The sequence below is a fragment of the Pseudomonas koreensis genome (assembly GCF_012986595.1).
In the GTDB taxonomy this organism is placed as follows: domain Bacteria; phylum Pseudomonadota; class Gammaproteobacteria; order Pseudomonadales; family Pseudomonadaceae; genus Aquipseudomonas; species Aquipseudomonas koreensis.
The window spans coordinates 1-18,741 of the sequence record NZ_JAAQYM010000008.1; the positions used below are offsets into that span (position 1 = coordinate 1).

Below are 18,741 nucleotides of genomic sequence, written 5' to 3' on the forward strand. Positions count from 1 at the left end.
AAGTGAAACGATGCATCGCCGATGGTAGTGTGGGGTTTCCCCATGTGAGAGTAGGTCATCGTCAAGATTAAATTCCGAAACCCCAATTGCGAAAGCAGTTGGGGTTTTGTTTTGCCCGCAGGAAAGTGGATTACCCGCCAAACAGGGCGTTTCGAGCGAGGTAAGGCCGTTCCAACCATCGCCAGGACTGCCGTTGGGGAAAAACCTTCTGAAGTGACCACTCGGTTTTTGGTATGGTGCAGCTCGTTTTTTAACGGACTGATGTCATGCCCACGGATCGGCACTCAATTTTTGTCAATGAGTTGCTGTAGAAATGCCTGAACCTATCCCGATCAAGGATCACGAAAAAGAGACACGGCTGGTCAATAAACGATTGATCGCCTGTGCCTTGTTCGTTTTCGCCATCAGCTGCGCGTTGGTGGTTCGCCTTTATATCCTGCAAGTGGTGGAATACGACTACCACTCGACCATCTCGGAAAACAACCGCGTCCACGTTTTGCCGATCCCGCCGACTCGCGGCCTGATCTATGATCGCAACGGTGTGCTGCTCGCCGATAACCGCCCCAGTTACAACCTGGTCATCACCCGCGAACGTGCCACTGACGTCAATCAGGAGCTGGACGAGGTCATCAATCTCCTGCACCTGCCTGCCGAAGACCGCACGGTTTTCGATAAGGCCATGAAGCAGTCCCGGCATCCATTTACCCCGGTGACGCTGTTCTACGAACTGACGGAAGAGCAGATTGCCGTGTTGGCAGTCAATGAATTCCGTTTGCCGGGCCTGGATGTCGAACCGCAGTTCGTTCGGCATTACCCATTAGGGCCACACTTCGCGCATTCGATCGGCTACGTTGGCCGGATCAACGAGAAAGAGTCCAAGACGCTGGACTCGGTTGAATACCGCGGCACGCAATCTATTGGCAAAACCGGCATCGAGCGCTTTTACGAAGCGCAGCTGCACGGCCATGTTGGCTATGAAGAAGTCGAAACCAACGCCCAGGGCCGCGTCCTGCGGGTGCTCAAGCACACCGATCCGGTGCCAGGCAAAAACATCGTACTGAGCCTCGACGTCAAACTGCAGGAGGCTGCCGAAGCTGCATTGGGGGATCGTCGTGGTTCGGTGGTGGCACTGGATCCGTCCACGGGCGAGGTGCTGGCCATGGTCAGTAATCCGAGTTTCGACCCGAACCTGTTCGTCACCGGTATCAGCTCCAAGGAATATTCGGCGCTGCGCGACTCCATAGACCGACCGCTGTTCAACCGTGTGTTGCGCGGCTTGTACGCGCCAGGTTCGACCATCAAGCCAGAGGTGGCGATTGCCGGTCTGGATGCCGGCGTCGTTACCCCGCAGACCCGGGTCTTCGATCCGGGCTACTACCAACTCCCGGATTTCGACCACAAGTACCGCAACTGGAACCACAGCGGCGACGGCTGGGTGGACATGGACGCAGCGATCATGCGTTCCAACGACACCTACTTCTATGACCTGGCGCACAAGCTCGGCATTGATCGCCTGCATGACTACATGGCGATGTTCGGGCTCGGCGAGAAAGTCTCGCTGGACATGTTCGAAGAGTCGCCCGGTTTGATGCCATCGCAGGCCTGGAAGCGCGCCACGCGCCGTCAGGCGTGGTTTCCTGGGGAAACAGTCATCCTCGGCATCGGTCAGGGTTACATGCAGGTCACGCCGCTGCAGTTGGCTCAGGCCACTGCGTTGATTGCCAACAAGGGCGTATGGAACCGTCCGCACCTGGCCAAGACGGTCGATGGCGTGGCACCGGTCGACGAACATCCAATGCCGAATATTCTGCTGAAGAACCCGCGTGACTGGGATCAGGTCAACCACGGCATGCAGATGGTGATGCACGATGCGCGAGGGATTGCTCGTGCCGCTGCAGCCGGTGCGCAGTACCGCATTGCCGGCAAGAGTGGTACCGCGCAAGTGGTGGCGATCAAGCAGGGCGAGCGCTACAACCGCGAGAAAACCCTCGAACGCCACCGCGACAACGCGCTGTTTGTCGGCTTTGCCCCGGCGGAGCACCCGAAGATTGCCATCTCGGTAATGATTGAAAACGGTGAGGCCGGTGGTCGTGTAGCCGGCCCTGTGGTGCGGCAGATCATGGACGCCTGGCTTCTGGACCAGGACGGTCACCTCAAACCGCAATACGCCGCGCCTGCCAAGCCGCCGGGTGATCCGCACGTGTAACCGGGATCAGCGTCACAGCACAGGCTCAAGCAGGCGGAGCCTGTGCTGGAAGTAAACTATTTGCAGCTGTAGCCCTCGGGCATCGTGACGCTGTAGTTGCGTTGCACACGGTCTTCGAAGTTCAGTTGCTGCAGGCCTTGCTCCACCAGAAAGGCTTCGACCTTGGCAGCCTGACAGTCCTCGTTATAAGACGATGCCCGCAGCAGATACACCGTGCGCTTGCTGACTTCGTCCCGGGCAGTGGCAACGAAGGTGCTGAGGGTGGTGTAGCCGATTCGCTCGGAAGTGCCCACCGGGCCATAGGTCGTATTAGGCTTGCTGGTGCAGGTCAGTCGGTCATCTTTCTTTTTGCTGTTCTTGCACACGGTCGTAGTGCTGGTGGGCACTTGCCCATAGTCGGTGGCGGTATAGCGGTATGACACTTGGCGGCTGCCGATATCGAGACTGATGGTCATTTTGATCGGCGCGTGATTCCTGGGCAGGCTGGCGTCGGTGTAAACCTCCTGGAATCCCCTGTCTTTCAGCGCATTGACCATGTCGCGAAGATAGTAGCGGGCATTCAGTGCGTTCTCATCGGCACTCTTGGCCGAGGTCACCAGCACAGTTGCCTTTCGGTCGAACGGATAGTCGGGATCTGGTATTGCGTTGAGTGCTACGTCTATTTGCGTGGCGCAGCCGCCAAGCAACGCGGTCAGCATTAACAGGACGCAGAACAAATAACGGGACATGACAAAGTCGCCTTACAACTAAGGATTGAATAAAAGTTATACGGATGAGGCGCGCGATAAATAACTCGCCGTCAGAAGAGATCAGTCTTTCTGGTATTCCAGAAGATCGCCAGGCTGGCAATCGAGCGCCGCGCAGAGCTTATCGAGGGTGGCCATCTTCACGCCCTTGACCTTGCCATTCTTCAGCAATGACAGGTTGGCCTCGGTGATACCCAGCAGGGCGGCCAGTTCTTTCGAGCGAATTTTTTGCGTGGCCATGACAACGTCAAGGCGGACGATAATGGTCATTATGTTGTTCTATATGTATTGACTTTGCTCATCGCTGAGTACTTTTGCGTCACGCATGATAATTGAAAATATGCACAGCAATACGCCTTTGATTATCTCGTAGGCAGAAGCGGAAGACAGGCCGATCGAGAACTGAAAAATCCGATCTCCCGGCGGCAGATCTATCGACAACGCCAGACCCTGCAAGGTTTCTACCAGCGGGTAGGTTGCCGGAGAAACGATGCACAGTACGCCCACGCGCCACAGGACTCTGATATTGCGATCAGTCCAGGTTTCGCCGCGCGACAAGCGCAGGAAAAACAACCCGGTCAGCCATAACGCGTAGGCCGACAGGACCACGGGCAGAAAATCCAGAAAAACGATCAGCGCTGTGACCACTGGCGACAGCCAGGTATCGGGATCGAGCAGCGCGCCTTCGACAAACGGATCAAGCAATTGCGGTGAGCCTTCGGCAAAGGCATAGAGCAGGCCCGCCAGCATCTCATCCTTTTTGAAGAACCAGATCGTCGCATTGCCGCCGACCTCCGTCACACCCAGAACCCAGACAAGAATCGCGGCCAGCAGCCCGATCCAATGCATGCGCTGCAGCGCCAATCCGTTGATGTGAGTACTCATGAAAATTCCTGGTTGTTTCAATTGGGTAGCGAATTCTCGATGAAAAATTATCGAATAACAATAATTAATTTTTGAATCGTTGCAGGTCGATCATGGTTGCGCCGAACAATGGCGTGCAGCGATGCAGCGAGTCGTTCGGCAAGCTGCCCACCCTGGAACATTCCTGCTACTGCATTTCGTGCGACAAGGATGGCGGCAAGATCTATCGGGCCGGGACGTTGAATGACGTGGCGATTTTTGATGCCGAGAAGATGAAGCAGGCAGGCAGAATCACGTTTGCCTTGGGGATATGGTGATTAGCACGGCACAGGTTTTGTTCGGTAAATGGTGGTGTCTGTTCTGACGCCTTCGCGACCAAGCCCGCTCCCACATTTGAAATGCATTCCAGCCGTGGGAGCGAGCTTGCTCGCGAAGAGGCCCTCGAAACCGCTACAAATCAGGCCCCCGGCACCGGACAACTCAAATCACCTTCCTGACACTTCAGATACTGCTTCAACGCCTCCACCCGGACCTTGGTCACCCCGGTCAGGCAGTTGCTGTAAACCAACGGATATACACTCCCACCATCTACCCCGGACGCCGAAAACTTGCACTCGGCGTCACGAAAGCCGATCCACGCTCGCTGCGCACTCACCAGCAGCTTTTTGGCGTCAGCATTGTCCTTCAAACGACCGGTGATCTGCTGATACACCGCGTTCAACTCCTTGTCCGCCGCCTTGAATTCCTGCCCGGCACATTGGTTCATGGTGGCCTGATCGTTGGCATTGGCGCAGTCGACGGCAGCGTCGGCGAGCGGCGTGAACAGGAAGGGTGTCAGGGCCAGGAGCAGGCGTGGGGACATGTGGAATCTCACTGTGTCGGATGAAGGTGCAGAGCAGTTTAGCGGCTCTGGTGCTTCTATTCAGGAACGCGTAGCCGGGAGGCGTCGAGCAGGCGATCTGCGGTGGCCGCAATCTCCTCGCCGTCATGGAGCATTTCCAGCCAAGGGGCGGGAATCGCTCGAATGCCGTAATAGGCCCCGGCCAATTGGCCGACGATTGCGGCAGTGGTGTCGGCATCATCGCCCAGGTTGGCGGCTTGCAGAATCGCCGCGGCGAAACTGTCGGTGTGATGAAAACACCACAGCGCTGCTTCCAATGACTCGACACTGTAGCCGCTGCCACGAATGTCGCTGACCGACTTGACCAGGTAATCCCCGCGAGCAAGCGCGGTGACTTTAGATTGAGTGAAGGTTGAGAGTGGCAGTCTGTGCAATTCGGTTTTTGAGGCGCCAAGCAGCGCCTTGGTGATCAGTTCGGCAAGCAATTGACAGCATTCGATGGCCTCTGGGGCTGCGTGGGTCGTTCGCGAACTGTCGATGGCGAACTGGCGGATCTGCTGGACGTCAGGAAAGTAAAACAGCACCACCGGCACCAGGCGCATCAGCGAACCGTTGCCAGCGGTAAACGGGTCGGTAGATCCCGCAAAGGGCTGACCGGTTTGCTGGTACTGCGACAGCGCCTGGCTGACCGTCATGCCGATATCGAAACACTCACCGGTCGAGCTGAGATAGCCCCATTTCCACCAGTTGAGATAGCGCCCCATCTGGTCTGCCGCATCGAATGTATTTTTGCTCAGCAGACTTTCTGCCAGACACAGCGCCATCGAGGTGTCGTCTGTCCATTGCCCTGGCTTCAAGTCAAAGGGGCCGCCACCGACCATGTCCGTCAGCGGCTGGAATGAACCCCGTGGCTTGAACTCCACCGTGGTGCCTACGGCATCGCCACAGGCAAGGCCAAGCAGGGCGCCGCGATAACGTTCGGAGAGAGATGGCTGCATGCTTCGTCCTTGTCTGTTTGCATTTCTCAGGAAAAGGTAACAGGTTCATCGGATGGAGGGCTCGATTCAACGAACGGAAATGCCGCCGAATGTTTCCCTTGTGCTGCACAGGTGCATGGCTTTGATACAACTTCAGGTTGGACATGTGGTCATACAAGCCTAGTGTTCAGAACAGGAGGTGACTTATGAAACCCGTACCCAATAGTTTCGAACGCAAAATCACGCTCAAGGCGCCGCGTTCTTATGTCTGGCGCGCGTTGGTCGATGCCGAGGCGTTTGGTCAGTGGTTTGGTGTGGCACTGGAGGGCAGGCGGTTCATTGCCGGCGAATGGACGCAAGGGCAGGTCACGTATCCAGGTTATGAACACGTGTTGTGGAATGTGCTGGTCGAGCGGGTCGAGCCGCAGCAGCTGTTCTCGTTTCGCTGGCATCCCTACGCCGTCAACCCGAATATCGATTACTCCCAGGAGCCAACGACACTGGTGAGGTTCGAGCTGCAGGATTACGAAGACGGCACGTTACTCAAGGTGTCCGAATCCGGTTTTGCGCATATTCCCGATGTACGGCAGAAAGAAGCGTATTACATGGACAGCCGTGGCTGGGAAGAACAACTGAGTCGACTGGAACAGTTTCTCGCCGAAAGTGCCAAGACCCGCGTGCGTGAGAGTGACTGACACCGCAACGTTTGGACCGTGGCTGCAACGCTGGGCGCTGGTGCCGGACGGAGGCCCGGTCATACCCCCGGCAGCCGCCTGTTACCGGTGCGTTTTGGCGTTGCGCCGGCCATGCTCAAGATCTCGCTGGATGCCGACGAACAGTACGGCAATCGGCTGATGACCTGGTGGGACGGTGACGGCGCCGCGCAGGTGCTGGCTCATCATGAAGACGGCTTGCATGCTGGGTGCCTGAGTGGCGTAAGGGTTTTCGGAAGGCGGTTTATAGCGAATGTCTTACACGCGCTGGTAGCTTTTTCGACTATTGCCGATTGGATCCACGGCGTAATCTACACCCATCAACTGAGACACAGGGAGTGTTTCAGGATCACGGATGATCGACCATTAGCAAGGATCGCTGCCGACAGGGAGTCGATAATGGTCTTGGGAAAAACCCGCTTCGGCGGGTTTTTTTTCGCCCCCAGAAAAGTGCAGGGATTGTTGTGGCGGGTGAACGTGTGGCGAGGGCGCTTGCTCCCTCACCACAGTGGGTTGAAGTCCCGGCTTATGAAGCAATCAACTGCCGCAACACGTAATGCAGAATCCCGCCCGACTTGAAGTACTCCACTTCATTCAACGTATCGATGCGGCACAACACTTCGATTTTCTCCTGGCGGCCGTCTTCACGGGTAATCACCAGGCTCAGGTTCATTCGCGGCGTCAGCTCCACGCCGGTCAGGCCCTGAATCTCCAGGGTTTCCTTGCCGGTAAGGTTGAGGCTCTTGCGGTTCTGATCGAGCTTGAATTGCAGCGGCAACACGCCCATGCCCACCAGGTTGGAACGGTGGATGCGCTCGAAGCTTTCAGCGATCACCGCTTTGACTCCCAGCAGGTTGGTGCCTTTGGCCGCCCAGTCACGGCTGGAGCCGGTGCCGTATTCCTGACCGGCGATCACCACCAGTGGCGTGCCGTCGGCCTGGTAACGCATGGCGGCGTCATAGATTGCCATCTTCTCGCCGCTCGGGATGTAGATCGTGTTGCCACCTTCTTCGCCACCGAGCATTTCGTTGCGGATACGGATGTTGGCGAATGTGCCACGCATCATCACTTCATGATTGCCCCGGCGTGAGCCATAGGAGTTGAAGTCTCGCGGTTCCACGCCTTTTTCCCGCAGATAGCGCCCGGCCGGGCTATCGACCTTGATGTTGCCGGCAGGGGAGATGTGGTCGGTGGTCACCGAATCGCCGAGCAGCGCCAGCACACGTGCGCCTTTGACGTCGGTGATCACCGGCAATGGTCCGGAAATGTCGTCGAAGAACGGTGGGTGCTGGATGTAGGTCGAGTCGTCCTGCCACACATAGGTGGCGGCTTGCGGCACCTGGATCGCTTGCCATTGCTCATCGCCGGCAAACACCTCGGCGTATTCCTTGTGGAACATCGCGGTATTGACCTGACTGACCGCGTCGGCGATTTCCTTGCTGCTCGGCCAGATATCGCGCAGGTACACCGGATTGCCTTGCTGGTCGTTGCCCAGGGGTTCCGTACTGATGTCGGTGCGCACGCTGCCGGCCAGGGCATAAGCGACTACCAGCGGCGGCGAGGCCAGCCAGTTGGTTTTCACCAATGGATGCACCCGACCTTCGAAGTTGCGGTTGCCGGACAGCACCGACGCCACGGTGAGGTCGGCTTTCTGAATGGCTTTCTCGATCGGCTCCGGCAATGGCCCGGAGTTACCGATGCACGTCGTGCAGCCGTAACCCACCAGTGAGAAGCCGAGTTGATCGAGGTACTGCGTCAGCCCCGCAGCCTTGTAGTAGTCGGTGACCACTTTCGAGCCGGGTGCCAGCGAACTCTTGACCCACGGCTTGCGTGTCAGGCCTTTTTCCACGGCTTTTTTCGCCAGCAGACCGGCGGCCATCATCACGCTCGGGTTCGAGGTGTTGGTGCAGGAAGTGATCGCGGCGATCACCACCGCGCCGTTTTTCAGGCGATAGGTGTGGCCTTCGTATTCGTACTCGGTTTCGCCGATCAGGTCGGCGTTGCCCACCGCCACGCCACCACCGCCTTCGCTTTCCAGGCGACCTTCTTCTTTGCTGGTGGGTTTGAATTGCAGGTCCATGAAATCACTGAAGGCCTGCGCGACATTCGGCAGCGAGACGCGGTCTTGTGGGCGTTTCGGCCCGGCGAGGCTGGCTTCGACGCTGCCCATGTCCAGCGCCAGACTGTCGGTGAACACCGGTTCCTGACCCGGCAGGCGCCACAGGCCCTGGGCCTTGGTGTAGGCCTCGACCAGTTTCACCACTTCCGGCGGGCGACCGGACAAGCGCAGGTATTCCAGGGTCACGTCATCGACCGGAAAGAAACCGCAAGTCGCGCCATATTCCGGGGCCATGTTGGCGATGGTCGCGCGGTCGGCCAGCGGCAGGTCGGCGAGGCCGTCACCGTAGAACTCGACAAATTTGCCGACCACGCCTTTCTTGCGCAGCATCTGCGTGACGGTCAGCACCAGGTCGGTGGCGGTGATGCCTTCCTTGAGCTTGCCGGTGAGTTTGAAACCGATCACCTCCGGAATCAGCATCGACACCGGCTGGCCGAGCATCGCCGCTTCCGCCTCGATCCCGCCGACGCCCCAGCCGAGTACGCCGAGGCCGTTGATCATGGTGGTGTGGGAGTCGGTACCGACCAGAGTGTCGGGGAACGCGTAAGTGCGGCCGTCCTCATCTTTGGTCCATACCGTGCGCCCGAGGTATTCGAGGTTGACCTGGTGGCAGATCCCGGTGCCCGGTGGCACCACGCTGAAGTTGTCGAAGGCACTCTGGCCCCAGCGCAGGAACGCATAACGTTCGCCGTTGCGCTGCATCTCGATGTCGACGTTCTGTTCGAAAGCGCTCGGGGTGGCAAATTTGTCGACCATCACCGAGTGGTCGATCACCAGATCCACCGGCGACAACGGGTTGATTCGCTGCGGATCACCGCCGGCCTTGGCCATCGCCGCGCGCATGGCGGCGAGGTCGACCACGGCGGGTACGCCGGTAAAGTCTTGCATCAATACGCGGGCCGGGCGGTACTGGATTTCCCGGTCGGAGCGACGCTCCTTGAGCCAGGCGGCGATCGCCCTGAGGTCGGCACCGGTGACTGTTTTTTCATCTTCCCAGCGCAACAGGTTTTCCAGCAGGACTTTCAGCGACATCGGCAACTGGTCGATATTGCCAAGGCTCCTGGCAGCATCGGGCAGGCTGAAATAGTGGTAGGTCTTGGCGTCGATTTGTAAGGTTTTCAGCGTCTTCAGACTATCGAGGGACGGCATTACGATCACTCCTTTGAGTCCGCACGGCTACGGACTGAGGGGACGGGCAGAGCTATCAACGTAGCCCTGTTTTCAGTAGCTGGCTAATAACTGGACTCTATGAAGAGAACCAAGGTTCCGACATCGGCTATCATGCGCCGGTTTTCGTGACAGGCTTTGCTTCACCGCAAGGCTTGAGCAGCGTGCAGGGGCCGAATGTCCGCCCTCTGCCCAGGAGTAAGAATGAACACCCTATTCATGCATTGCCGGCCAGGCTTCGAAGGCGAAGTCTGTTCGGAGATTTCCGACCTTGCGGCCCAGTTGAACGTCGCCGGTTACGCCAAGGCCAAAGCGGCCACGGCGTACGCCGAGTTTGTCTGCACCGAAGCCGATGGCGCCGAGCGCCTGATGCGTGGCCAGCGCTTCGCCGAACTGATTTTTCCGCGGCAATGGGCGCGTGGGATCTTCATCGATCTGCCGGAAAATGACCGCATCAGCGTGATCCTCGCGCACATGGTCGATTTCCCGGTATTCGGCAGCCTGTGGCTGGAAGTGGTCGACACCAACGACGGCAAGGAACTGTCGAACTTCTGCAAGAAATTCGAAGGCCCGCTGCGCAAGGCGCTGACCGCTGCCGGCAAACTGGTGGAGGACGCCAGCAAGCCGCGTCTGCTGCTGACGTTCAAAAGCGGTCGCGAAGTGTTCCTCGGCATGGCCGATGCCGGTAACTCGGCGATGTGGCCGATGGGCATTCCGCGCCTGAAGTTTCCGCGCGAGGCGCCCAGCCGTTCGACCTTGAAACTGGAAGAGGCCTGGCACCACTTCATCCCGCGTGATCAATGGGACGAGCGCCTGCACAGTGACATGACCGGGGTCGACCTCGGCGCGGCACCGGGCGGCTGGACCTGGCAACTGGTCAACCGCGGCATGCTGGTGACCGCCATCGACAACGGTCCGATGGCTGAAAGCCTGATGGACACTGGCCTGGTGCAGCACTTGATGGCCGACGGCTTCACCTTCAAGCCCAAGCAGCCGGTGGACTGGATGGTCTGCGACATCGTCGAGAAGCCGGCGCGCAACGCGGCGATGCTCGAAGAGTGGATCGGCGAGGGCCATTGCCGCGAAGCGGTGGTCAACCTCAAGTTGCCGATGAAGCAGCGCTATGCCGAGGTGAAGCGCTTGCTCGAACGCATCGCCGATGGCTTCAAGGCTCGCGGGATCAAGGTCGATATTGGCTGCAAGCAGCTGTATCACGACCGCGAGGAAGTGACGTGCCACCTGCGTCGGCATGACACAAAGAAACCCAAGTCCCGCTGAATTATGTCATTGGCAGTTGTGGCGAGGGAGCTTGCTCCCGCTGGGCAGCGAAGCGGCCCCGAGATATGCGATCTCGTACTTTCAGACGTATTGCGTCCAGCGGTTTTACGACAGCTGCGCTGCCGAGCGGGAGCAAGCTCCCTCGCCACAAACCCGGCAATGCGCGACAATGCCGGCCAGTTTCAGGAGTGAATCATGAGTGAAATGATCGATATCCCGGTCGACGGCACCCTCGACGCCACCGGCCTCAATTGCCCGGAGCCAGTGATGATGCTGCACCAGCACATCCGTGATCTGGTCCCCGGCGGCCTGCTCAAGGTGATCGCTACCGATCCGTCGACCCGTCGCGACATTCCCAAGTTCTGCGTGTTTCTCGACCACGAATTGGTGGGGCAACATGAAGACGCCGGTACTTATCTGTACTGGATCCGCAAGAAGCCCAATTGAATCCGGGCAAAAAAAAGACCTGCATGTGCAGGTCTTTTTTTATGGCTGGTCAGCCCGCCGAACGGCTGATCCGAATGCGCTTGCGCGCACTGCGGGTCAGGCGGATCGACAGCATCAGCGCCGCACAGCTCAGGCCGACGATCAGACCCTGCCACAAGCCGCTCGGGCCACGGGGCTCACCGAGCCAGTCGGTCAGGCCGAGGGCGTAGCCCACCGGCAGGCCGATGCCCCAGTAAGCGAACAGAGTCAGGATCATCGTCACCCGAGTGTCCTGATAACCGCGCAAAGCGCCTGCGGCAGTGACCTGGATCGCGTCGGAAAACTGGAACAGCGCCGAGTACACAATCAGCATCGCCGCGATGTGGATCACCGTCGGGTCGGCGGTGTAGATCGAGGCAATCGGCTCACGCAGCAACAGCATCATGCTCGCCGACAGGCAGGCGTAGGCCAGCGCGGTGCCCATGCCGACACCCGCGGCGAAACGCGCTTCACGCGGCTCTTCACGGCCCAGGGCCTGGCCGACACGCACGGTCACCGCCATGCCCAGCGAATACGGAATCATGAACACCAGCGAACTGACGTTCAGCGCGATCTGATGCCCGGCCACCACGGTGGCGCCGAGGCTGCCGATCAGCAGGGCGATCACGGCGAAGATGCTCGACTCGGCAAACACCGCGATGCCAATCGGCAAACCAATCGCCAGCAGACGCTTGATCACCGCCCATTGCGGCCAGTCGAAGCGGCTGAAGATTTCACTCGAACGATAGGCCGGCGCCCAGCGTTCATAACCGGCCAGCCCCAATGCCATCACCCACATCACGATGGCGGTGGCCCAGCCACAACCGACGCCGCCCATGGCCGGCACGCCGAAGTGGCCATAAATGAAGATGTAGTTCAGCGGAATGTTCAGCGCCAGACCGCACAGGCCCAGCACCATCGCCGGGCGGGTGCGGCCGATGCCGTCACTGGTGCAGCGCAGCACATGATAGAACGCCACTGCCGGCAGGCCACTGGCAATGCCGTGCAGGTACTGCATGCACGGGCCGATCAGCTCCGGATCGACTTTCATCAGGTGCAGCACCGGCTCGGCGGCCACCAGCATCGCCGTCGCGATCAGTCCGACCACCAGCGCCAGCCACAACGCCTGCCGCACGAGCGGGCCGATCTCGCTGTGTGTGCCGGCGCCAAACCGCTGCGCGACTTTCGGCGTGGTGGCCAGCAGAGTGCCGGTCATCAGCAGAAACACCGGGACCCAGATCGAGTTGCCCAGAGCCACCGCCGCCAGATCCTTGGGGCCGACGCGGCCGGCCATCACCGCATCGACGAAGCCCATGGCCGTGGTCGCCAGTTGCGCGATGATGATCGGCAACGCCAGGGCGAGCAGGTTCTTGAACTCCAGGCGAATCCGCGCGGGGCGGGTGAGGGTGACAGCGACAGGTTGTTCAGTTACAGAATTCACAGGCAAAGCGTCCACAGGTGTTGATGCGCAAGGCGCCGCATTCTACGCCGCTGACGTGACAGTCAGGAAAAATCCTCTGTTGCGGATTTGTAATCATCAATGCCATCCACTGTGGTGCGGGTGCTTGCTTGCGCTGGGGTGCGAAGCGGCCCCAAAACCATCCGGCGTGGTGGACAAGGAAAATCCCGATTGCAGACTTTGCGCCTGCTGTGCAGTCGAGCGGGAGCAAGCTCCCACGCCACAGTGCAGTCTGCGCTGGCTCAACGGTGGATCTGCACCTAAACTGCCGATCCCTTCAAGGAGCCCGCCATGCTGATTGTTGCCGACGAAAATATCCCGCTGCTCGATGCCTTTTTTGCCGGTTTCGGCGAGATCCGCCGGGTGCCGGGCCGTTCCATCGACCGCGCGACGGTCGAACAGGCCGATGTGTTGCTGGTGCGCTCGGTGACCAACGTCAGCCGGGCGTTGCTGGAAGGCAGCCAGGTGCGTTTCGTGGGCACGTGCACCATCGGCACCGATCACCTGGATCTGGATTATTTCGCCGAAGCAGGGATCACCTGGTCCAGCGCGCCCGGTTGCAATGCGCGGGGCGTGGTCGATTACGTGCTCGGCAGCCTGATGACCCTCGCCGAAATCGAAGGCGTCGATCTGACGCAACGTACCTATGGCGTGGTCGGTGCCGGTGAAGTCGGTGGTCGGCTGATCAAGGTGCTCAAGGGACTGGGCTGGAACGTCAAAGTCTGCGACCCGCCGCGTCAGGCGGCCGAAGGCGGCGACTATGTCAGCCTCGAGCAGATCATCGAGCAGTGCGACGTGATCAGCCTGCACACCCCGCTGACCCGCAGCGGTGAAGATGCGACCTGGCATCTGTTCGATCAATCGCGTTTGCAGCAACTCAAGCACGGCACGTGGCTGATCAACGCCGCGCGTGGCCCGGTGGTGGATAACGCCGCGCTGCGCAAGGTGCTGCTGCAGCGTGAAGACCTGCAAGCGGTGCTCGATGTCTGGGAGGCAGAACCCGAGGTCGACGTGGCACTGGCCGAACTCTGCGTGCTGGCGACCCCGCACATTGCCGGCTACAGCCTCGATGGCAAACAACGCGGAACCGCGCAGATCTATCAGGCGTACTGCGAATTCATTGGCCAACCGGCGAGCATCCAGCTCAGTCAGCTGTTGCCGGCACCGTGGCTGTCCCAAGTGACCCTGCACGCTGACAGCGATCCGGCCTGGGCGCTGGCAATGTTGTGCCGTGGCGTGTACGACCCACGCCGCGACGATGCGGATTTTCGCCGCAGTCTTGTAGGCACTGTCGCCGAGCAACGTGCGGCATTTGATGTGTTGCGCAAGCAGTATCCGGTGCGGCGCGAGATCGAAGGGTTGAAGGTGCGGATCGAAGGGGATTCGCCGGTGTTGCAGCAGATTGTGGCGGCGTTGGGGGCGGTGGCTGTCTAGGAACCGAGTCGGCTTTATCGCTGGCAAGCCAGCTCCCACAGGTTCTCACCATTTGAATTCGTCACAGCCCCTGTGGCAGCGGGCTTGCCCGCGATGGCCGCATCACGATTGCCAATTTTCGGGCAGAAAAAACCCGGCCAAAAAGGGGCCGGGTCAGGAAGACGGTGGCTATATCACTTTTGTTCGGCAGGCTTGACCAATCGCTTCTCCAGTTCGCGGCATGCGTCCTGGATCATGTCTTCAGTGATCGGTACTTCACGCCCGTCCTTGTCAATAATCGAGCAACCCAGAGGTTGGCCGGGCTTGGTGCGGATCACTTGAATCTTGTCATCGCTGCTGTGTTGCAAGGACATGGCCTGTCTCCTCATCAGGTTGTGCACGTAGATTAAAACCGCCACGTGACCAGGCTGTGACATCTCCCTGGGGACTGTCAAAAGCGGCATCTCCACTCCAACAGAAATGACCGCTCGTCTCAACCGGGACATTAGACCAATAGCAACTATGGCCTAGTCTTTGGGGGCATATTTAACCTGACTCATTGTGATTTGCAGAGTTCCGCCCCATAGAAGGTTTAGGCTAGCCCTTTCATCAACACGGATGTGTACCTGAATGACCCCGAAGCTTACTTCACGACACCGTCGCGCTTTGCGTCTGACCCGTCGATTTCTGGCCCCTTACCGCTGGCAAGTCATCGGTGCGCTGCTGGCGTTGATCGTCACCGCCGCCGTCACGTTGTCGATGGGGCAGGGGATCAAGTTGCTGGTCGATCGGGGCTTCATGACCCAGTCGCCGCACCAACTGAACCAGAGCATCGGCATCTTCATGCTGATGGTGCTGGGCCTGGCGGTCGGTACATTCGCGCGGTTTTACTGGGTATCCTGGATCGGCGAGCGCTGCGTGGCGGATATCCGGCGCGAGGTGTTCAATCATCTGGTCTATCTGCACCCCGGGTTCTACGAGAACAACCGCAGTTCGGAAATTCAGTCACGGCTGACCGCTGACACGACATTGCTGCAATCGGTGATCGGTTCGTCGCTGTCGATGTTTCTGCGCAACCTGTTGATGGTCATCGGTGGCGTTGTGCTGCTGTTTGTGACCAATGCAAAACTCACCAGCATCGTGGTGATTGCCCTTCCGTTCGTGGTCGCTCCGATCCTGATATTTGGTCGGCGGGTACGCAATCTGTCGCGGTTGAGTCAGGACCGGGTGGCCGATATCGGTAGTTACGTGTCCGAAACCCTCGGCCAGATCAAGACCGTGCAGGCCTACAACCATCAGGTGCAGGATGAGCGGCGTTTCGCGACAACGGTCGAAGACGCCTTCGACACCGCACGCAAGCGCATCTTCCAGCGTTCCTGGATGATCACCATGGTGATCGTGCTGGTGCTGGGCGCGGTGGCGGTGATGTTGTGGGTGGGCGGCATGGACGTGATTGCCGGGCGCATCACCGGTGGCGAACTGGCGGCGTTCGTGTTCTACAGCCTGATCGTTGGCAGTGCGATTGGCACGTTGAGCGAGGTGATCGGTGAACTGCAGCGTGCGGCGGGCGCCGCCGAGCGGATCGCCGAACTCCTGAGTTCGCAGAACATCATCCAGCCCCCGGCCACCGGGCTGGTGACCTTGCCGGAGCGGATCAGGGGCGAACTGCAATTGCAGGATGTGCGCTTTTCCTACCCGTCGCGTCCTGAAAGCTACGCCGTCAATGGCTTGAGTCTGACCATCCGCGCCGGTGAAACCTTGGCGCTGGTTGGGCCATCCGGTGCCGGCAAGTCCACGGTGTACGATTTGCTGTTGCGCTTCTACGATCCGCTCGAAGGGCAGATCCTGATCGACGGTGTGCCGCTGACCCGCCTCGATCCCCTGGACCTGCGCCGCAATTTCGCCCTGGTCTCGCAATCGCCCGCGCTGTTTTTTGGCAGCGTCGAAGAAAATATTCGTTACGGTAATGCCGGCGCGACACTGGAGCAGGTCAAGGAAGCGGCGCGAATCGCCCACGCCCATGACTTCATCGAGAAAATGCCCAACGGTTACCAGACGCATCTGGGCGATGGCGGCCTCGGTCTTTCTGGTGGTCAGCGTCAGCGTCTGGCGATTGCCCGCGCGTTGCTGGTGGACGCACCGATCTTGCTACTGGACGAAGCCACCAGTGCCCTCGATGCGCAGAGCGAGCACTTGATCCAGGAAGCCTTGCCCAGCCTGATGCAAAACCGCACCACGCTGGTGATCGCGCACCGCCTGGCCACGGTGAAAAACGCCGACCGGATTGCGGTCATGGATCAGGGCAAACTGGTAGCGATCGGCACCCATCAAGAGCTGATCGTGAGCAACCCGCTGTACGCGCGGCTGGCGTCGTTGCAGTTCAATGATGGTCACGCAGTTGCCGTGTAGGCGCTGCCGCAGGCTGTGATCTTTTGAGGTAAAAAAATGCCCGCATTGAGATGCGGGCATTTTTTTCAAGCGAGATCAAAAGGTCACGGCGCCTGTGTAACCGGCGTTACCGGTTACTGATCATCAAAATACCGCTCATGCCAATCCACCAGCGGTTGTGGCGAGTTGAGCTTCTGGCCGTAAATCACCGAGTACGACAGCACGTTCTGCACGTACTGGCGGGTTTCGTCGAACGGGATGCTTTCCACCCACACGTCGAAGCTCAGGTGATCGGCACCGCGCAGCCACTGGCGCACGCGGCCGGGGCCGGCGTTGTAGGCGGCGGAGGCGAGGACGCGGTTGCCGTTGAACTGGCTGTGCACCTGGCTCAGGTAAGCGGCGCCGAGCTGGATGTTCTTGTCCGGATCGAGCACCTGCTGTGGCGAGGCCAGCGGGATGCTGAACTTGCGCGCGGTTTCCTTGGCGGTGCCCGGCATCAGTTGCATCAGGCCGCTGGCGCCGACGCCGGAGCGGGCGTCGTCCATGAACGCACTTTCCTGGCGGGTGATGGCGAACACCCAGCTCGAATGCAGGCCACGCGTCTTGGCTTCACGCACGAGCGTGTCGCGGTGGGCCATCGGGAAGCGGATGTCCAGGTCGTCCCAGTATTGCGCCTGACTGATGGTGCGGATCGCCGGGAAATACCACTTCAGGTCGTAGGCCAGTTTGGCCTGGGCGACCATTTCGTCACGATTGAAATGACGGCTGACGTGATACCACTCGCGCCGACCGTCGACGATCTGCCCGCGGGCATGGAATTCCAGAGCACGGCGTATGCCCGGTGTATTGCGCACCTTGTTTATGGTGGCCTGGCTGAGCACAAGCGGCTTGTTCACCAGCGAATACGGCGATTGCGAACGGTCGGCGGCGAGGAAACCGTAGAAGTCGCGTTCCTTCGCCAGATTCTTGTACAGCGTCTGCGCTTCCGGGTTCTGTGGCTGCGCCAGTTCCAGGCTGCGGGCCTGCCAGTAACGCCAGCGGTTGGTGGTCGCCAGATCCTGCGGCAGACGGCGGGTCAACTGGTAGGCATCGTCCCAGCGGGCCAGACGCAACAGCAGGCGCAAACGCCATTCGGAAACAGTGTTATCACGCAGTTCCGGGTCGTATTTAGTCATCACGTCCAGCGCGCGGCTGTCGAAACGCCGGGCCAGGGTCAGGCCGATTTCCCGGGCAATCGCGACTTTCTCGTCCCGGGAGAAATGCATGCTGCTGGCGTAACCGTCGAGCAGGGCCATGGCCTTGTCCGGATCCTGACGGGCGAGGCGGCGCAGGCCGAGGCTGACCACGTCGGACATTGGTTCGTCGGCCGGAGTGAAGCGCGATGGCTGGTTGAGCAGCTCGGGTTTCTGCGCCACATCCACCAGCAGGCGACCGCGCGGGGCGAGGGTGGTCAGGCCATTGACCAGGCTGTTGGCCAGCGGATAGTTACGCGCTTGGGCAGCGAGTTTGGTCCGCTCCCAGCGTTTCTGTTCAGTCAATTGACCGTCGGCGGCCCAGATTCCGAACAGCCCGTCACAGGCCGCCGGTTGCGATTTGCCGGTCAGCCACAGTTTGTCGGCGTTGGCGTAACCCTCGGCCTTGTGACCGCTGCTGATCTGATACTGCGCATTCAGGCAGTCCAGTTCGGTGAAGTTGAGTTTCGGGTCGTAATACTTGGTGAAGGTGGCCCAGTCGCCACGGTCGGCGAGCCAGCGCAACCAGCGCAGCTTCATCCAGTTGGCCTGGGGCAGGTCACCGTGCTCGGCGAGAAACTTCTCGATCTCGGCGTTGCTCGCGGTCTTCAGACGCGCGGTCAGTTCGTCGTAGGCCAGGTACGGTTCCAGCGGATAATCGGCCAGGGCCTGGCTGTAACGGAAGTACGGGCCGGTATCGCCCTTGGCCAGGGCGCGCTTGGCTTCATCGTAATACTGGCGTTGGGTGGACAGGTCCACCGCCTGGGCGGATTGAGCGGCAGCGGCGGTAAGTAGCAAACAGGACAAGACACTGAAAAGGCGACTGCGCATGAGACATCCGGGCAGAGAAATCATGACAAGCACCGGCCGCGG

At 59.7% G+C, this 18,741-nt stretch carries 16 protein-coding genes and 1 pseudogene; 8 read left to right on the forward strand and 9 right to left on the reverse strand.

Going from position 1 to position 18,741, the window contains the following annotated elements; translation table 11 throughout:
- The first annotated feature begins 313 nt into the window (after positions 1 to 313).
- The gene (gene mrdA, locus HBN98_RS23260) at positions 314 to 2,206 is read left to right on the forward strand and encodes a penicillin-binding protein 2 (protein WP_064588455.1); all 1,893 of its coding nucleotides are present in this window, start codon (positions 314 to 316) and stop codon (positions 2,204 to 2,206) included.
- 56 nt (positions 2,207 to 2,262) lie between these two features.
- Here mrdA and HBN98_RS23265 read toward each other — a convergent pair whose 3' ends face one another.
- From HBN98_RS23265 to HBN98_RS23275, 3 genes are all read right to left on the reverse strand, one after another.
- Positions 2,263 to 2,934: a hypothetical protein gene (locus HBN98_RS23265; RefSeq protein WP_083368369.1), complete on the reverse strand. Its 672-nt coding sequence runs from the start codon at positions 2,932 to 2,934 to the stop codon at positions 2,263 to 2,265.
- 81 nt (positions 2,935 to 3,015) lie between these two features.
- The gene (locus HBN98_RS23270) at positions 3,016 to 3,222 is read right to left on the reverse strand and encodes a helix-turn-helix domain-containing protein (protein ID WP_003226632.1); all 207 of its coding nucleotides are present in this window, start codon (positions 3,220 to 3,222) and stop codon (positions 3,016 to 3,018) included.
- A 9-nt stretch (positions 3,223 to 3,231) separates the two neighbouring features.
- Entirely contained in the window at positions 3,232 to 3,837 is a 606-nt protein-coding gene (locus HBN98_RS23275; RefSeq protein ID WP_064588453.1) for a DUF2975 domain-containing protein, read from the reverse strand.
- Positions 3,838 to 3,929: 92 nt separating this feature from the next.
- On the opposite strand from HBN98_RS23275, the gene HBN98_RS23280 reads away from it, so the two are divergent.
- Positions 3,930 to 4,133 carry a hypothetical protein gene (locus HBN98_RS23280; protein ID WP_083368370.1) on the forward strand — a complete coding sequence of 68 codons (204 nt, stop codon included), beginning with the start codon at positions 3,930 to 3,932 and terminating at the stop codon, positions 4,131 to 4,133.
- A gap of 140 nt (positions 4,134 to 4,273) precedes the next feature.
- Here HBN98_RS23280 and HBN98_RS23285 read toward each other — a convergent pair whose 3' ends face one another.
- Together HBN98_RS23285 and HBN98_RS23290 are read right to left on the reverse strand one after the other, a co-directional pair.
- A complete protein-coding gene (locus tag HBN98_RS23285; protein ID WP_083368371.1) occupies positions 4,274 to 4,678 on the reverse strand; it encodes a lysozyme inhibitor LprI family protein in 405 nt (134 codons plus the stop codon).
- Positions 4,679 to 4,734: 56 nt separating this feature from the next.
- On the reverse strand, positions 4,735 to 5,655 hold the full coding sequence (locus HBN98_RS23290) for an ADP-ribosylglycohydrolase family protein (protein ID WP_083368372.1): 921 nt from the start codon (positions 5,653 to 5,655) through the stop codon (positions 4,735 to 4,737).
- 185 nt (positions 5,656 to 5,840) lie between these two features.
- Here HBN98_RS23290 and HBN98_RS23295 point away from each other — a divergent pair, with 185 nt between their 5' ends.
- Positions 5,841 to 6,329, forward strand: coding sequence for an SRPBCC family protein (locus tag HBN98_RS23295; RefSeq protein WP_083368373.1), 489 nt, complete (start codon positions 5,841 to 5,843; stop codon positions 6,327 to 6,329).
- Positions 6,322 to 6,548 (forward strand): annotated as a pseudogene (locus tag HBN98_RS23300) (aminoglycoside phosphotransferase family protein); the annotation flags it as partial. The gene HBN98_RS23295 and the pseudogene HBN98_RS23300, both read left to right, overlap by 8 nt.
- Positions 6,549 to 6,873: 325 nt before the next feature.
- On the opposite strand, the gene acnA reads toward HBN98_RS23300, so the two are convergent.
- Positions 6,874 to 9,615: an aconitate hydratase AcnA gene (gene acnA / locus HBN98_RS23305; RefSeq protein WP_083368374.1), complete on the reverse strand. Its 2,742-nt coding sequence runs from the start codon at positions 9,613 to 9,615 to the stop codon at positions 6,874 to 6,876.
- A gap of 222 nt (positions 9,616 to 9,837) precedes the next feature.
- On the opposite strand from acnA, the gene rlmM reads away from it, so the two are divergent.
- Together rlmM and tusA are read left to right on the forward strand one after the other, a co-directional pair.
- A complete protein-coding gene (gene rlmM / locus HBN98_RS23310; protein ID WP_083368375.1) occupies positions 9,838 to 10,911 on the forward strand; it encodes a 23S rRNA (cytidine(2498)-2'-O)-methyltransferase RlmM in 1,074 nt (357 codons plus the stop codon).
- Positions 10,912 to 11,106: 195 nt separating this feature from the next.
- The gene (gene tusA, locus HBN98_RS23315) at positions 11,107 to 11,358 is read left to right on the forward strand and encodes a sulfurtransferase TusA (RefSeq protein ID WP_083368376.1); all 252 of its coding nucleotides are present in this window, start codon (positions 11,107 to 11,109) and stop codon (positions 11,356 to 11,358) included.
- A 49-nt stretch (positions 11,359 to 11,407) separates the two neighbouring features.
- Here the strand turns inward: tusA and HBN98_RS23320 are convergent, their stop codons facing one another.
- Positions 11,408 to 12,817: an MATE family efflux transporter gene (locus tag HBN98_RS23320; protein ID WP_083368377.1), complete on the reverse strand. Its 1,410-nt coding sequence runs from the start codon at positions 12,815 to 12,817 to the stop codon at positions 11,408 to 11,410.
- A gap of 309 nt (positions 12,818 to 13,126) precedes the next feature.
- Here HBN98_RS23320 and pdxB point away from each other — a divergent pair, with 309 nt between their 5' ends.
- Positions 13,127 to 14,269 (forward strand): 4-phosphoerythronate dehydrogenase PdxB, encoded by a 1,143-nt coding sequence (gene pdxB, locus HBN98_RS23325; protein WP_083368378.1) that lies wholly within the window; start codon positions 13,127 to 13,129, stop codon positions 14,267 to 14,269.
- Between the two features lie 173 nt (positions 14,270 to 14,442).
- Here pdxB and HBN98_RS23330 read toward each other — a convergent pair whose 3' ends face one another.
- Positions 14,443 to 14,622, reverse strand: a complete 180-nt coding sequence (locus HBN98_RS23330; RefSeq protein WP_027611439.1) for a PA1571 family protein — start codon at positions 14,620 to 14,622, stop codon at positions 14,443 to 14,445.
- Between the two features lie 256 nt (positions 14,623 to 14,878).
- Here HBN98_RS23330 and HBN98_RS23335 point away from each other — a divergent pair, with 256 nt between their 5' ends.
- Positions 14,879 to 16,657 carry an ABC transporter transmembrane domain-containing protein gene (locus HBN98_RS23335; protein ID WP_064588442.1) on the forward strand — a complete coding sequence of 593 codons (1,779 nt, stop codon included), beginning with the start codon at positions 14,879 to 14,881 and terminating at the stop codon, positions 16,655 to 16,657.
- A 113-nt stretch (positions 16,658 to 16,770) separates the two neighbouring features.
- Here the strand turns inward: HBN98_RS23335 and HBN98_RS23340 are convergent, their stop codons facing one another.
- Positions 16,771 to 18,699 carry a transglycosylase SLT domain-containing protein gene (locus tag HBN98_RS23340; protein ID WP_083368379.1) on the reverse strand — a complete coding sequence of 643 codons (1,929 nt, stop codon included), beginning with the start codon at positions 18,697 to 18,699 and terminating at the stop codon, positions 16,771 to 16,773.
- Positions 18,700 to 18,741: the final 42 nt, after the last annotated feature.

Bases quoted from the DNA above. Each gene is read 5' to 3' on its own strand.
- HBN98_RS23335 (WP_064588442.1), top strand. From the start codon at position 14,879: ATGACCCCGAAGCTTACTTCACGACACCGTCGCGCTTTGCGTCTGACC.
- HBN98_RS23290 (WP_083368372.1), bottom strand. From the start codon at position 5,655: ATGCAGCCATCTCTCTCCGAACGTTATCGCGGCGCCCTGCTTGGCCTT.
- acnA (WP_083368374.1), bottom strand. From the start codon at position 9,615: ATGCCGTCCCTCGATAGTCTGAAGACGCTGAAAACCTTACAAATCGAC.
- HBN98_RS23280 (WP_083368370.1), top strand. From the start codon at position 3,930: ATGGTTGCGCCGAACAATGGCGTGCAGCGATGCAGCGAGTCGTTCGGC.
- rlmM (WP_083368375.1), top strand. From the start codon at position 9,838: ATGAACACCCTATTCATGCATTGCCGGCCAGGCTTCGAAGGCGAAGTC.
- HBN98_RS23295 (WP_083368373.1), top strand. From the start codon at position 5,841: ATGAAACCCGTACCCAATAGTTTCGAACGCAAAATCACGCTCAAGGCG.
- mrdA (WP_064588455.1), top strand. From the start codon at position 314: ATGCCTGAACCTATCCCGATCAAGGATCACGAAAAAGAGACACGGCTG.
- HBN98_RS23275 (WP_064588453.1), bottom strand. From the start codon at position 3,837: ATGAGTACTCACATCAACGGATTGGCGCTGCAGCGCATGCATTGGATC.
- HBN98_RS23265 (WP_083368369.1), bottom strand. From the start codon at position 2,934: ATGTCCCGTTATTTGTTCTGCGTCCTGTTAATGCTGACCGCGTTGCTT.
- tusA (WP_083368376.1), top strand. From the start codon at position 11,107: ATGAGTGAAATGATCGATATCCCGGTCGACGGCACCCTCGACGCCACC.
- HBN98_RS23270 (WP_003226632.1), bottom strand. From the start codon at position 3,222: ATGACCATTATCGTCCGCCTTGACGTTGTCATGGCCACGCAAAAAATT.
- pdxB (WP_083368378.1), top strand. From the start codon at position 13,127: ATGCTGATTGTTGCCGACGAAAATATCCCGCTGCTCGATGCCTTTTTT.
- HBN98_RS23330 (WP_027611439.1), bottom strand. From the start codon at position 14,622: ATGTCCTTGCAACACAGCAGCGATGACAAGATTCAAGTGATCCGCACC.
- HBN98_RS23340 (WP_083368379.1), bottom strand. From the start codon at position 18,699: ATGCGCAGTCGCCTTTTCAGTGTCTTGTCCTGTTTGCTACTTACCGCC.
- HBN98_RS23285 (WP_083368371.1), bottom strand. From the start codon at position 4,678: ATGTCCCCACGCCTGCTCCTGGCCCTGACACCCTTCCTGTTCACGCCG.